The following is a 12,605-nucleotide window of genomic DNA, read 5'->3' as shown; positions in this document are numbered from 1 at the left end:
GGCGATAACAGGGGGCCCTTCCTTACACCGTCAGCGGCCCTGGTTGGCTACCGCGGCGGCGGCGGCCTTCGCCGCGGCCGGGTCGAGGTACGTCCCGCCGAGGGTGAGCGGGCGCAGGTGCGGGTCCAGGTCGTAGCGCAGCGGGATGCCGGTCGGGATGTTCAGCTTCGCGATCGCCTCGTCGCTGATCTGGTCGAGGTGCTTGACCAGGGCCCGCAGCGAGTTGCCGTGCGCGGCCACCAGCACCGTCCGGCCGGCCAGGATGTCCGGCACGATCGAGTCGTACCAGTACGGCAGCATCCGCTCGACGACGTCCTTGAGGCACTCGGTGCGCGGCATCAGCTCGGTGGGCAGCAGCGCGTACCGGGGGTCGCCGACCTGCGACCACTCGTCGTCGTCGGCGATCGGCGGCGGCGGCGTGTCGTAGGACCGGCGCCAGAGCATGAACTGCTCCTCGCCGTACTCGTCCAGGGTCTGCTTCTTGTCCTTGCCCTGGAGGGCGCCGTAGTGGCGCTCGTTGAGCCGCCACGACCGGCGCGCGGCGATCCAGTGCCGGTCGGCGGCGTGCAGCGCCAGCTCGGCCGTGCGGATGGCCCGGCGCAGCAGGCTGGTGTGCACCACGTCCGGCAGCAGGCCGTGCTCGCGCAGCAGCTCGCCGCCGCGCCGCGCCTCGTCTTCGCCCTTGCCGGTCAGGTCGACGTCCACCCAGCCGGTGAAGAGGTTCTTCGCGTTCCAGTCGCTCTCGCCGTGCCGCAGCAGGACCAGCGTCCCGACGGTGGGCCCCTCGCTCGCAGTCATGCCGATCATCCTGCCGCACGCCGTCGGGGGACACGCGGCGACCTGCGGTGACGACCACCACGTGGAAAAGCCGGTGACCGGCGACCCGCCCCCGGTCTAGTTTGTAAGGCGCTGAAGATAGGTCGGTCATTACCGAAGCGGGGGCGCTGACGTGCAAGCGGTGCAGGGTTGGTTCCGGGACACCACCGGCGGACTACCGAGAACCTTCTGGTACCTGTGGACAGGCACCCTGATCAACCGCCTCGGCTCCTTCGTCCTGATCTTCCTGGCCATCTACCTCACCCAGGAGCGCGGCTTCGACGAGCTGGCCGCCGGCCTCGTGCTCAGCCTCTGGGGCGTCGGCGGCGCGGTCGGCACCACGGTGGGCGGGACGCTCGCCGACCGGTGGGGGCGGCGGCCGACGCTGCTCACCGCCCACCTCGGCGCGGCGGCCATGATGCTCACCCTCGGCTTCGCCCGGGACCTCTGGGCGGTCGCCGTCGGCTCGCTGCTGCTCGGCCTGTTCGCCGAGGCCGCCCGGCCGGCGTTCGGCGCCATGATGATCGACGTGGTGCCGGAGCGGGACCGGCTGCGCGCGTTCTCGCTCAACTACTGGGCCATCAACCTCGGGTTCGCCAGCGCGGCCCTCCTCGCCGGGCTCGCCGCCGAGGCCAGCTACCTGCTGCTCTTCGTGATCGACGCGATCACCACCCTGGCCACTGCGGTGATCATCTTCGTCAAGGTGCGGGAGACCCGGACGCCGGCCGCCGCCGCCCCGCTCGCCGCCGGGGCACCCCGCCCCCGGGGCGCGCTGCGCACGATCCTCACCGACCGGGTCTACCTCGGCTTCGTCGCGCTCAACCTGCTCGGCGCGCTGGTCTTCCTCCAGCACACCGCGATGCTGCCGATCGCCATGGGCGACGACGGCCTCAGCCCGTCCACGTACGGCTCGGTGATCGCGCTCAACGGGGTGCTGATCGTGGCCGGTCAGCTCTTCGTCCCCCGGCTGATCCGGGGGCGCAGCCGCTCGCACGTGCTCGCCCTGGCCGCCGTGGTGATGGGGGTCGGCTTCGGGCTGACCGCGTTCGCGGACGTCGCCTGGTTCTACGCGCTGACCGTGCTGGTCTGGACCGTCGGCGAGATGCTCAACTCGCCGTCCAACTCGACCCTGATCGCCGAGCTCTCCCCGGCCGAGCTGCGCGGCCGGTACCAGGGCGTGTTCTCGCTGTCCTGGCAGGTGGCCGGGGCCGCCGCGCCGCTGCTCGGCGGGCTGGTGCGGCAGCAGGCCGGCAACGGCGCGCTCTGGCTGGGCTGCGCGGCGATCGGCGCGGTGATGGCGGTCGCCCACCTGGTCTCCGGCCCGGCCCGGGAGCGGCGGGCCGCCGCGCTGCGCCCGCCGGCGGAGCCGGTCGTGCCGGTCACCGCCGTGCAGCCCCCGGTGCCGCAGGCGGCCGAGGCCGCGGCGACCGCGCCCGCCGAGCCCACCGGCGAGGGGTACGCCCCGGAGCCCGACCGGGAGCGCCACCCCGCCGCGACGCGGTGACCAGGGACACATTGGCACGCCGCCCCGCGCTTCCTACGGTTCATCGCGGAAGATTTGACAAAACTTAACGGGAGGCCGAGTGCACGCCCTGCGGCGCTTGTGGCACGACACCGCAGGCGGGCTTCCCGCCACCTTCTGGTACCTCTGGGCCGGCCTGCTGATCAACCGGGCCGGCGCGTTCGCCATGCTCTTCCTGCCGCTCTACCTGACGCAGGCGCGCGGCGCCGGCCCCGCGCTGGCCGGGGCGGTCGTCGGTGCGTACGGGGCCGGCGGAGCGGCCGGCACCCTGCTCGGCGGGGTGCTGGCCGACCGGTGGGGGCGGCGGGCCACCCTGCTCGCGGCGCACGTGGGCACCGCCGGGCTGATGGTCGCGCTGGCCTTCAGCGAGCGCCTGGCGGTCATCGCCGCGCTCTCCGTCCTCGTCGGGGTGGCGCACTCCATGTCGGGCCCGGCGTTCGTCGCGGCGATCGTGGACGTGGTGCCGGAACAGCGCCGGTCCCGGGCGTTCAACCTCCAGTTCTGGGCGTTCAACCTCGGCATGGCGGTGGCCTCGCTGCTGGCCGGGGTGCTCGCGGAGGCGAGCTTCGTGGCGCTGTTCCTGGTCGACGCCGCCGCCACGCTGACGGCCGCCGCCGTGATCGCCTGGAAGGTCCCGGAGACCCTCGCGCGCGTGAAGCCCGCCCTCGGCGGGGGCCTTCCGACCCCGGTGACGCCCCGCAAGGACCGGCAGCCCGGGCTGCGCACCGCGCTCACCGACCGCGCGTTCCTGGTCTTCGTCGGGCTCACCTTCGTGCTGGCCGTGCTCACCACGCAGACCTCGACGATCATGCCGCTGGCGATGCAGGAGAACGGGCTGGGGCCGTCGGCGTACGGGGCCGTGGTGGCGCTCGGCGGCGCGCTGATCGTGCTCGGTCAGCTCTTCGTCCCCCGGCTGATCGACCGGCACCGCAAGCACGTGGTGCTCGCCGTGTCGACCGGGCTGCTCGCCCTCGGCTTCGGGGCCCTGGCGTTCACCACGACGCTGCCGGCGTACCTGGCCGCCTCCGTGGTCTGGACGGTCGGGCAGATGCTCGCCGCCCCGCCGAACGCCCAGATCAACGCGGATCTCGCCCCGCCCGCGCTGCGCGCCCGGTACCAGTCGGTGTTCTACCTCGCCTTTCCGGCGGCGTCCTTCGTGGCGCCGACGCTGGGCGGGATCAGCCTCGAACGCCTCGGCGACGGGCACTGGCTGGTGGTCGGCGCGGTGGGCCTGCTGGCCGCCGGCGGCCACCTGCTGGCCGGCCCGCCCCGGGAACGCCGCACCGCCGCCCTCCGGCTCAAGGAAGGGCACCTTGTCAACGCCTCCGGTAGAGCAGGGGCCCCTTCCTGACCGCCGCCGGCCCCGGGCCGCACGACAACGGCCCGCAACGACGCGAGCGCCCACCCCGGACTGGCCGTGATGGACGCTCGCGTCGTGCCCGGCGGCGGCGGGCGACACTCACCCCCGTAAGCGTCGCCCGCTCGCGCCGCCGGTTCCCAACGGGCGGCGCCGTCCCCCAACGGCGGGATCCACCCGTTTCCTGCGCCTCGCTCGTGCACGGATCTGATCGATCCACCGCTCCCCCGAACGGTTACGAGCGTGGCGCGGTGCAATAAAGTTAGTTCGCCCTGATTGCGGATTCAACCCGGTGGGCTTGTTTCGCCGATCACAGCGTGTTCGCGCTCACCGTCGCCACGAACCGGATTTCCGCTGCTCAAGGTCTCGTCCTAGCCAACAGGGTCTACCCGCGCACCATTCCCGCAAACCATCACGCGTCCTCGCGATCAGGCGATTCCGTACGGAAGAAGTTGCTCTGCCGGCCGTCGCGGAGCTGCTCCTGGTAGATCAGGTTCAGCCGGCGGTCGTCGAACGTGCGGAACCACTCGTCCCAGGTGATCTCGCGCACCCGGCTGCTCTCCCGGTACCCCGGCAGGTTGAACGTGAGCACCCCCGCCCGGCCCTCCCGCTCCGTACCCGCGATGGTGGCCGGCTCGGCGCGGCGCTCGGCCGCCCACCGCCGGATCACGTCGTGGTTCGTGGTGACCAGGCTGCGACCGGGCCGCTCGGGCCGGTCCTGCAACGAGGTGATGGCCTGCGAGGACCGCACCGACCGGGACGAAGACCGACCGGTACGGACGCCTTGGCGCTCGTTCCCGCCCGCCTGCCGGGTCTTCTGCGGGGCGGCCTGCGGGGCACCCGCTCCCGCCTCCCGGCGGGCCGGCGCGGTCTTCTTCGCGGTGGCGGCCCTGCTGGCCGGCGCCGCCTTCCTGCCGGCGGCGGCCGTCTTCTTCGCAGGCGCGGCCTTCTTCGCCGCAGCCGTCTTCTTCGCAGGCGCGGTCTTCTTCGCCGCGGCAGTCTTCTTCGCCGGGGGTGCCTTCTTCGCGGCGGCCGTCTTCTTCGCAGGCGCGGCCTTCTTCGCCGCGGCCGTCTTCCTGGCGGCGGCCGTCTTGCGGGCGGGGGCGGCCTTCTTCGCCGGGGCCGCCTTGCGCGCGGCGGCCGGGGCGGCCTTCGCCCGGGCCGGGGCGGCCTTCCGCGTGCCCCCGGTGGCCTTGCGGGCGGTCGTCGCCTTCTTCGTGGCGCCGGCCCGGCCCGCCGGGCCCGTGCTGCCCCGCGCCGCGCCGCCAGCGCGGGCCTCGGAGCGCAGGGTCCGGGCGAGGGTCTTCACCAGTTCCGGCTTGCGCAGGTTGGAGATTCCCGAGACGCCCCGACGGCGTAGCTGGCCGCGCAGGTCGTCCACCCGCATCCGCGACAGCTCGGACTCGGAGACCCCCGGGGTGTTCGGGGTCTGGTTGCCCGCCTGCCGTTTCGTCCTGGCCGCAGTCCCACCGCGACCTGAGCTGTTCCGCTGGGCCATGGGCCGCTCACGCTCCTCGACAGTCCGTCCTCGGCGCGCAGCCGGTCCCAGTGCCGCACCGCGCGGTGCGGCATACCCGTCAGGACGGCTCCGAACCTCCCGCCGGTGCCTTCGAGGCCGGCGACGGCTCGAAGAGGTGCGCGAACGCCGCCAGGTTGGCCGTGGACTCGCCCCGCTTGACCCGCCACTCCCACTCCCGCCGGATGGCGGTGCCGAAGCCGATCTCCAGCATCGTGTCGAAGGACTCGTCGGCGTACGTCAGCACCGCGCCGAGCAGCCGGTCCAGCTCGTCCTCGTCCAGGCCGGCGAGGTTGACCCGCCCGGTGAGGTAGACGTCGCCGACGGAGTCGATGGAGAAGGACACCCCGTACATCCGGGCGTTGCGCTGCAACAGCCAGGCCCACAGCTCCTCGCGCCGCTCGTCGGGCTGGCGCATCACGAACGCCTCGATGCGCAGCGCGTGCTCGCCGACGATGAGGTTGCAGATCGTCTTCAGCTTGTGGGTGCCGGGCAGGGTGACCGCGTACGACGCCTCACCCGTGGACTCGACGGCCAGCTCCCGGGCCGCACACGTCGACTCGATCAGGGCGGCGACTTCGCTCCTCGCGCTCATCCGCCCCACTCTACGGCCGCCCCGGCAACCCGACCGGGCAACGTATTCACGACGCCGACGAGGTGAGAGGGGTGCCCCTCTCTACCGTATGCGGTAAGAAGGTGCCCTTCCTTGCACCGTCACCAGGAGCAGGAGAGGGCCGGGTCGGCGGCAAGCCGGGCGGCCAGCCGGGTGCGGTGCTCGGCGATCGTCGCGCCGTAGACGGCGAGCAGGCGGGTGACCGTCCGGTCCCAGGAGAAGTCGCGGGCGTGCCGCTCGGCGCCCCGCCCCAGGGCGGCCCGGCCCGCCCGGTCGGGCAGCAGGCGGGCCAGCGCGCGGGCCCAGTCGGTCGGGTCGTGGCTGTCCACGAGCACCCCGCTGACCTGGTCCCGTACGGCGGTGACGAGGCCACCCACGGCGGCGGCGAGCACCGGCGTCCCGCACGCCTGGGCCTCCAACGCGACCAGCCCGAACGACTCGTTGTGCGACGGCACCGCGACCAGGTCGGCGGCCCGGTAGACGGCCGGCAGGTCGTCGCCGGTGCACGGGGGCAGGAAGCGCACCCGGTCGGCCACGCCGAGCGAGGCGGCCAGCTCGATCAGGGCGGTGGGCCGGTCGAGCCCGCTGCCGCTGGGGCCGCCGACGATCACCACGGTCAGCTCGTCGGCGAGGCGGGGGTCGCGCTCGCGCAGCGCGGCGACGGCGCGGATCAGCACGTCGGGGGCCTTCAGGGGCTGGATGCGGCCGACGAACGCCACCACGTACCCCTGCTCGGGCAGGCCGAGGCGGCGGCGCGCGGCGCGGGAGGCGGCGTGCCGGTCGCCGGCGGCCGGGCGGAACCGGTCCAGGTCGACGCCGGGCTCGACGACGGCGACCCGGGCCGGGTCGGCGGCGTACCGGTCGAGCAGGTCGCGGGCCTCGAACCGGGTGTTGGCGACCAGCCGGTCGGCCTCGGCGACCACCTGCTCCTCGCCGATCACCCGGGCCTTGGGCTCGGGGCGGTCCCCGTCGGCGAGCTGGGCGTTCTTCACCTTGGCCAGGGTGTGCGCGGTGTGCACCAGCGGCACCCCCCAGCGCTCCTTCGCCAGCCAGCCGACCTGCCCGGAGAGCCAGTAGTGGGAGTGGATCAGGTCGTAGTGGCCCGGCGGGCGGGCCGCCTCGGTCCGCAGCACCCCGGCCGTGAAGGCGCAGAGCTGGCCGGGCAGCTCCTCCTTGGTCAGCCCTTCGAGGGGGCCGGCGGTGACGTGCCGGACGTGCACGCCCGGGGACATCTCGACCGTCGGGGGCAGGTCGCCCGCGGTGGCCCGGGTGAAGATCTCCACCTCGACGTCGGCCTCGGCCAGTCGGCGGGCGATCTCCAGGATGTACACGTTCATCCCGCCCGCGTCGCCCGTGCCGGGCTGGTGCAGGGGCGAGGTGTGCACCGAAACCGTCGCGATGCGACGCGGCCGGGGCCACGGTCGGGCGCCCCGCTGACGACCGACGCCGGTGTGCAATTCCGCCACGTCCGCTCCTCTGCCACGGTTGATGCCGTCCCGCACGACCGGCGCTCCTCGGTCAACCCGGACGCCGGCTGACATCTTCCCGAGCGGGCGCGGGAAATGTGTCGTGGCGACCGCCCGGAGTGACGGACCTCATCGGGCCGGCCGCCCGCCCCCGCGTCCCGCTGACCCCCGGGGCGGGGTGAGAATGGGCGGATGACCTCTGTCGCGATCGTCACCGGGGCGTCCAGCGGGATCGGCGCGGCCACCGCCCGCCGGCTGGCCGCCGAGGGCTTCCACGTGCTCGCCGCCGCCCGCCGCACGGACCGGCTGGCCGAGCTGGTCGCCGGGATCGAGGCGGCCGGCGGGGCCGCCACCGCCGTGGAGTGCGACGTGACCTCCGACGCGTCGGTGGCCGGCCTGGCCGAGGCCGCCGCGGCGGCCCCCGGCCCGGTCACCCTGCTGGTCAACAACGCGGGCGGGGCGCGCGGGCTCGACCCCGTGGAGTCCGGCTCGGTGGGCGACTGGCAGTGGATGTACGACGTCAACGTGCTCGGCACCCTGCGGGTCACCCAGGCGCTGCTGCCGGCGCTGGAGGCGTCCGGGGCCGGCACCATCGTGATCGTCTCCTCCACCGCCGGCCTCGTCGTCTACGAGGGCGGGGGCGGCTACACCGCCGCGAAGCACGCGCAGACGGCGGTCGCGGGCACGCTGCGGCTGGAGCTGTGCGGCCGGCCCGTGCGGGTGGTCGAGATCGACCCGGGCATGGTGAAGACGGACGAGTTCGGGCTGGTCCGCTTCGGCGGCGACGCCGACCGGGCGGAGGCCGTCTACGCCGGGGTGGCCGAGCCGCTGGTCGCCGAGGACGTCGCGGACTGCGTCGCCTGGTGCGCGACCCGCCCGCACCACGTCAACATCGACCGGCTGGTGGTCCGCCCGCTGGCCCAGGCGGCGCAGCACAAGGTGCACCGGGTGGGCTGATGCGGCCCCAGGGCGTCGTGACCCGGGGCACGACCAACCCCAACCGGCTGCGCCGGGTCGACAACTGGATCGTCGAGACCTGCGGCGACCGGCTCCGGGACGCGCCCGACCCGCTGGTGGTCGACCTGGGCTACGGCGCGACCCCGGTGACCGCCGTGGAGCTGCGCGCCCGGCTGGCCGCCGGGGTCCGCGCCGACGTGCGGGTGGTCGGGCTGGAGATCGATCCGGTACGCGTGGCCGCAGCCCAGCCCGCCGCCGACCCGCCCGGGCTCACCTTCGCCCGGGGCGGGTTCGAGCTGGCCGGGTTGCGTCCCGCCCTGGTCCGGGCGTTCAACGTGCTCCGCCAGTACGACGAGGGCGAGGTCGGCGGCGCGTGGCGGACGGTAACCGACCGGCTGGCCCCGGGCGGGCTGCTGGTCGAGGGCACCTGCGACGAGCTGGGCCGGCTCGGCGCCTGGGTGCTGCTCGACGCCGACGGCCCGCGCACGCTCACCCTCGCCGCGAAGCTCACCACGCTGGGCAGCCCCGCCGCGCTGGCCGAGCGGCTGCCGAAGGCCCTGATCCACCGCAACGTGCCGGGCGAGCGCGTCCACGCCCTGCTGGCCGACCTGGACGACGCCTGGCGGGCCGCCGCGGCGTACGCGCCCTTCGGCCCCCGGCAGCGCTGGTTGCGCGCGGTCGCGGCGGTCCGGGAGGCGGGCTGGCCCGTCGCGGGCGGCCCCCGCCGCTGGCGGCACGGCGAGCTGACCCTGCCCTGGGCGGCGGTCGCCCCCCGCTGACCCCGGCCGGGTCGCGGTCGACCGGGCCCGGGTGTCGCGGTCGACCAGGCTCAGTTCCCGTAGCCGACGAGGCTCACCTCGCGCGGTCGACCGGCTCAGATCGCGCAGTTGACCAGGACCGGCTCCGGGTGCAGCGTCACCGCGAAGCGGGCGTGCACGCCGTCGCGGATGTCGCGGGCCAGCGCGATCAGGGCGGCCGTGCTGGCGGCGCCGCTGCGGTTGGTCAGCGCCAGGGTGTGCTTGCTGCTGATGGCCACGCCCTCCGGGCCGGGGTGCCCCTTGGCGAAACCCGCCCGGTCGATCAGCCAGGCCGCGCTGACCTTGACCGTGTCGCCGGCACCGGGCCAGTGCGGCGGCTCGCCGAGGTCGGCCGCCCGCTCGCGCAGCAGCTCGTACCCCGCGCGGTCGAGCACCGGGTTGGTGAAGAAGGAGCCCACCGAGCGGGTGTCCGGGTCGTCGGCGTCGAGCACCATGCCCTTGCCGGCGCGCAGCCGCAGCACGGTCGCCCGCGCGTCGGCCAGCGGCACCCGGTCGCCGACGGAGACGCCGAGCGCGCGGGCCAGCTCGGCGTAGCGGACCGGCCCGGACAGCGGGGAGCGCACGAGCCGGAAGTCGACCGAGAGCACCACCCAGCGGTCGCTGTACTTGAACACGCTCGACCGGTACGCGAAGCCGCAGTCGGCCGCCTCGACCCGGCCCACGCTGTCGTCCGCGCCGTCGTACACCTGGACGCCGGTGATCGTCTCGGCCACCTCCTGGCCGTACGCGCCGACGTTCTGGATCGGGGTGGCGCCGGCCGAGCCGGGGATGCCCGACAGGCACTCCAGCCCGGACCAGCCGTTGGCGACGGTGGCGGCGACGAGGTCGTCCCAGGGCTCGCCGGCCTCGACGCGTACCGTGACGGTGTCGGCGTCCTCGGCGACCACCCGCAGCCCCCGGGAGCGCACCAGCACGACGGTGCCGGGGAAGCCGGCGTCGCCGACCACCACGTTGCTGCCTCCGGCGAGGATCAGGACCTGATCGTCCCGCAGGCGGGCCTGCTGCACCTTTTGTACGATCTCATCGGCGCTGGCAGCGGTCTCGATCCGCTCCGCCGCGCCACCGAGGCGCAGGGTGGTGTGTTCCGCCAACGGCGCGCAGTGCGCGGTGCGGGCTTCGGTGGCGGGGTGGGCACTAACGTCTGACACGCCTTTCACCCTAGGCTGAGAGGGAGCCGCGGCACCCACTGGTGGGCCCGGTCGCCCGGGAGGATCGTGATGAGCAGAGTGCACGGCACGAAGGACTTCTGGATCGGCGCGCTCCGGGCGGAGGGGCCCGCGTTCGCCGCCGCCGTCGCGGAGGCCCCTCCCGAGACGCCGGTGCTCTCCTGCCCCGGTTGGACGATCACCGACCTGACCGAGCACCTCGGCGAGGTCTACCGCCGGGTGCAGATCTACGTCACCGCCAACAGCACCGCCCGGCCGGAGGGTGTCGAGGCGGGCGGGAGGCCGCCGGAGCTGACCCCGTTGCAGTTCTTCCAGCAGGGGTACGACCGGCTGATGGCCACCTTCGACGGGCTGGACCCGGAGGCCCCGGCGTGGAACTGGGCGCCGCAGCCGAAGAAGGCGGGGTTCTGGCCCCGCCGGGTGGCGCACGAGACGTCGGTGCACCGCTGGGACGCCCAGCTCGCCATCGCGGCCGGCGAGCCGATCGAGGCCAAGCTCGCGGCCGACGGGGTGAGCGAGATCCTGGACACCTGGCTGCCGGCCGGCAAGCGGAAGGCGACCGGCCAGTGGCACGGGGTGGTGCACCTGGCGGCGCCGGACGCCGGTCAGGACTGGTACCTGCGGCTGCGCGGCGAAGGCGTGGCGCTGCTGGACACCGCCACCATCCTCGACCACGACGACCACCACGCCCGGGTCGAGGTGAGCGGGACGGCCAGCGACCTGCTGCTGGCGCTGATGGGCCGGGTCAGCTTCGACACCCTCGGCGTGCGGGGCGACCGGGCCCTGCTCGACGGCCTCCGCACCGGCTGACCCGGGGTCGAGGCACCCGCGCCCGACCCGACCTGACCTGACGAAAGTGGCCCCCCGGACGCCGGGGGGGCCACTTCCTTCCTCGCGTGGGAGAGCGCTCTCTTGACATCGGGCAGGGCAGGCACCACTCTCGTGTGAGAGCGCTCTCTCACCAGGTTCACCCCCGCCCGACCTGAGAGGGGTCCGAGAAGATGGGTGTCTTTCCCCGCCGCCGCCTCGCGGCCGTGGCCCTCGCCGCCGCCACCGCACTGCTCGCCACCGCCGGCTGCGGCGGGGACCAGCCCGCCGAGGGCGGGCCGGTGACGCTGACCGTCGACGTCTTCGGCCAGATGGGCTACGCGGAGCTGTACAAGGAGTACATGGCCGCCCACCCCGACGTGAAGATCGTCGAGCGGGGCACCGGTGGCAACCTCGACGAGTACTCGCCGAAGCTCACCCAGTGGCTCGCCGCCGGCAAGGGCGCGGGCGACGTGGTGGCCATCGAGGAGGGCCTGCTGGTCGAGTACAAGGCCAACCCGCAGAACTTCGTCAACCTGCTCGACCACGGCGCGGCCGACCTCAGGGGCAACTTCCTGGACTGGAAGTGGGAACAGGGGCTGACCGCCGACGGCAAGCAACTCATCGGGCTCGGCACCGACGTCGGCGGCATGGCGATGTGCTACCGCAAGGACCTCTTCGCCAAGGCGGGCCTGCCGACCGAGCGCGACGCGGTGTCCAAGCTCTGGCCGACCTGGCGGGACTACATCGCCACCGGGGAGAGGTTCAAGGCCGCCGACACCGGGGCGTCGTTCCTGGACTCGGCGACGAACATCTTCAACACGATCCTGCTCCAGACCGCCGGCAACGCGCAGGGCTACCACTACTACGACACCGGCGACAACCTGGTCGTGGAGAGCAACCCGGCCGTCAAGCAGGCGTGGGACACCACCATGGACATCCTCGACTCGGGGCTGTCCGGCAGGTACGGCTCCTGGTCCGAGGAGTGGGTCTCCGCGTTCAAGCAGGCCAAGTTCGCCACGATCGCCTGCCCGGCCTGGATGACCGGCGTCATCGAGGGCAACGCCGGCCCGGCCGCCAAGGGCAGGTGGGACATCGCCCAGGTGCCCGGCAACGGCGGCAACTGGGGCGGCTCGTTCCTCGCCGTGCCGAAGCAGAGCAGGCACCGGGCCGAGGCGATCGAGCTGGCCAAGTTCCTGACCAGCGCGAAGGGCCAGATCGGGGCGTTCGAGGCCAAGGGCCCCCTGCCCTCCAACCCGCAGGCGCTGGACGACCCGGCGATCGCCGACTCGAAGAACCCGTACTTCTCCGACGCCCCGGTCGGCAAGATCTTCGCGGCCGGCGCCAGGAGCCTCAAGCCGGTCTACATGGGCCCGAAGAACCAGGCCGTCCGCACCGAGGTGGAGAACGCCGTCCGGACGGTGGACCTGGGCCAGCGCGACCCCCAACAGGGCTGGAACGACGCGGTGGCGAACGCCAGGAAGGCCGCCGCCAAGTAGGCCCCACCCCCAGACGCGTGGGCGGGGCTCCGGGCCCGCGGAGTCCCGCCCACGCCGTGGAAAGGAGT

At 74.1% G+C, this 12,605-nt stretch carries 11 protein-coding genes; 6 read left to right on the top strand and 5 right to left on the bottom strand.

Annotated features, from left to right (window positions below):
- Nucleotides 1-30 precede the first annotated feature (30 nt).
- A complete protein-coding gene (locus tag LPU43_RS15335) occupies nucleotides 31-798 on the bottom strand; it encodes a phosphoglyceromutase (RefSeq protein ID WP_229401099.1) in 768 nt (255 codons plus the stop codon).
- Between the two features lie 151 nt (nucleotides 799-949).
- Here LPU43_RS15335 and LPU43_RS15330 point away from each other — a divergent pair, with 151 nt between their 5' ends.
- Together LPU43_RS15330 and LPU43_RS15325 are read left to right on the top strand one after the other, a co-directional pair.
- Nucleotides 950-2,320, top strand: a complete 1,371-nt coding sequence (locus LPU43_RS15330; protein ID WP_229401098.1) for an MDR family MFS transporter — start codon at nucleotides 950-952, stop codon at nucleotides 2,318-2,320.
- 79 nt (nucleotides 2,321-2,399) lie between these two features.
- Nucleotides 2,400-3,689: an MFS transporter gene (locus LPU43_RS15325; protein ID WP_229401097.1), complete on the top strand. Its 1,290-nt coding sequence runs from the start codon at nucleotides 2,400-2,402 to the stop codon at nucleotides 3,687-3,689.
- Between the two features lie 418 nt (nucleotides 3,690-4,107).
- Here LPU43_RS15325 and LPU43_RS15320 read toward each other — a convergent pair whose 3' ends face one another.
- The 3 genes from LPU43_RS15320 to mshA form a co-directional block, all read right to left on the bottom strand.
- Nucleotides 4,108-5,082, bottom strand: a complete 975-nt coding sequence (locus LPU43_RS15320; RefSeq protein WP_373321719.1) for a hypothetical protein — start codon at nucleotides 5,080-5,082, stop codon at nucleotides 4,108-4,110.
- A 190-nt stretch (nucleotides 5,083-5,272) separates the two neighbouring features.
- A complete protein-coding gene (locus LPU43_RS15315) occupies nucleotides 5,273-5,806 on the bottom strand; it encodes a type III secretion system chaperone family protein (RefSeq protein ID WP_229401095.1) in 534 nt (177 codons plus the stop codon).
- Between the two features lie 119 nt (nucleotides 5,807-5,925).
- The gene (mshA, locus tag LPU43_RS15310; RefSeq protein WP_444543571.1) at nucleotides 5,926-7,290 is read right to left on the bottom strand and encodes a D-inositol-3-phosphate glycosyltransferase; all 1,365 of its coding nucleotides are present in this window, start codon (nucleotides 7,288-7,290) and stop codon (nucleotides 5,926-5,928) included.
- A gap of 192 nt (nucleotides 7,291-7,482) precedes the next feature.
- Here mshA and LPU43_RS15305 point away from each other — a divergent pair, with 192 nt between their 5' ends.
- The gene (locus LPU43_RS15305; RefSeq protein WP_229401093.1) at nucleotides 7,483-8,247 is read left to right on the top strand and encodes an SDR family NAD(P)-dependent oxidoreductase; all 765 of its coding nucleotides are present in this window, start codon (nucleotides 7,483-7,485) and stop codon (nucleotides 8,245-8,247) included.
- Entirely contained in the window at nucleotides 8,247-9,026 is a 780-nt protein-coding gene (locus LPU43_RS15300; protein WP_229401092.1) for a class I SAM-dependent methyltransferase, read from the top strand. Before LPU43_RS15305 ends, LPU43_RS15300 begins: the two co-directional genes overlap by 1 nt.
- Nucleotides 9,027-9,121: 95 nt before the next feature.
- On the opposite strand, the gene LPU43_RS15295 is transcribed toward LPU43_RS15300, so the two are convergent.
- Entirely contained in the window at nucleotides 9,122-10,213 is a 1,092-nt protein-coding gene (locus tag LPU43_RS15295; protein WP_255685935.1) for a UDP-N-acetylmuramate dehydrogenase, read from the bottom strand.
- A gap of 69 nt (nucleotides 10,214-10,282) precedes the next feature.
- On the opposite strand from LPU43_RS15295, the gene LPU43_RS15290 reads away from it, so the two are divergent.
- Together LPU43_RS15290 and LPU43_RS15285 are read left to right on the top strand one after the other, a co-directional pair.
- Nucleotides 10,283-11,041: a maleylpyruvate isomerase family mycothiol-dependent enzyme gene (locus LPU43_RS15290; RefSeq protein ID WP_229401091.1), complete on the top strand. Its 759-nt coding sequence runs from the start codon at nucleotides 10,283-10,285 to the stop codon at nucleotides 11,039-11,041.
- Nucleotides 11,042-11,232: 191 nt separating this feature from the next.
- Complete coding sequence (locus LPU43_RS15285; protein ID WP_229401090.1) at nucleotides 11,233-12,537, top strand: ABC transporter substrate-binding protein; 1,305 nt, start codon at nucleotides 11,233-11,235, stop codon at nucleotides 12,535-12,537.
- Nucleotides 12,538-12,605 lie beyond the last annotated feature (68 nt).

Origin of the sequence: Micromonospora okii, assembly GCF_020884795.1 — a bacterium.
Taxonomy (GTDB): domain Bacteria; phylum Actinomycetota; class Actinomycetes; order Mycobacteriales; family Micromonosporaceae; genus Micromonospora; species Micromonospora okii.
This window is presented reverse-complemented; position numbering and strand designations above follow the sequence as displayed.

What these genes read in the sequence shown, in the direction of transcription:
- LPU43_RS15315 (WP_229401095.1), bottom strand. Translation starts at nt 5,806, where the DNA reads ATGAGCGCGAGGAGCGAAGTCGCCGCCCTGATCGAGTCGACGTGTGCG.
- LPU43_RS15335 (WP_229401099.1), bottom strand. Translation starts at nt 798, where the DNA reads ATGACTGCGAGCGAGGGGCCCACCGTCGGGACGCTGGTCCTGCTGCGG.
- LPU43_RS15320 (WP_373321719.1), bottom strand. Translation starts at nt 5,082, where the DNA reads ATGCGGGTGGACGACCTGCGCGGCCAGCTACGCCGTCGGGGCGTCTCG.
- LPU43_RS15290 (WP_229401091.1), top strand. Translation starts at nt 10,283, where the DNA reads ATGAGCAGAGTGCACGGCACGAAGGACTTCTGGATCGGCGCGCTCCGG.
- LPU43_RS15300 (WP_229401092.1), top strand. Translation starts at nt 8,247, where the DNA reads ATGCGGCCCCAGGGCGTCGTGACCCGGGGCACGACCAACCCCAACCGG.
- LPU43_RS15305 (WP_229401093.1), top strand. Translation starts at nt 7,483, where the DNA reads ATGACCTCTGTCGCGATCGTCACCGGGGCGTCCAGCGGGATCGGCGCG.
- LPU43_RS15285 (WP_229401090.1), top strand. Translation starts at nt 11,233, where the DNA reads ATGGGTGTCTTTCCCCGCCGCCGCCTCGCGGCCGTGGCCCTCGCCGCC.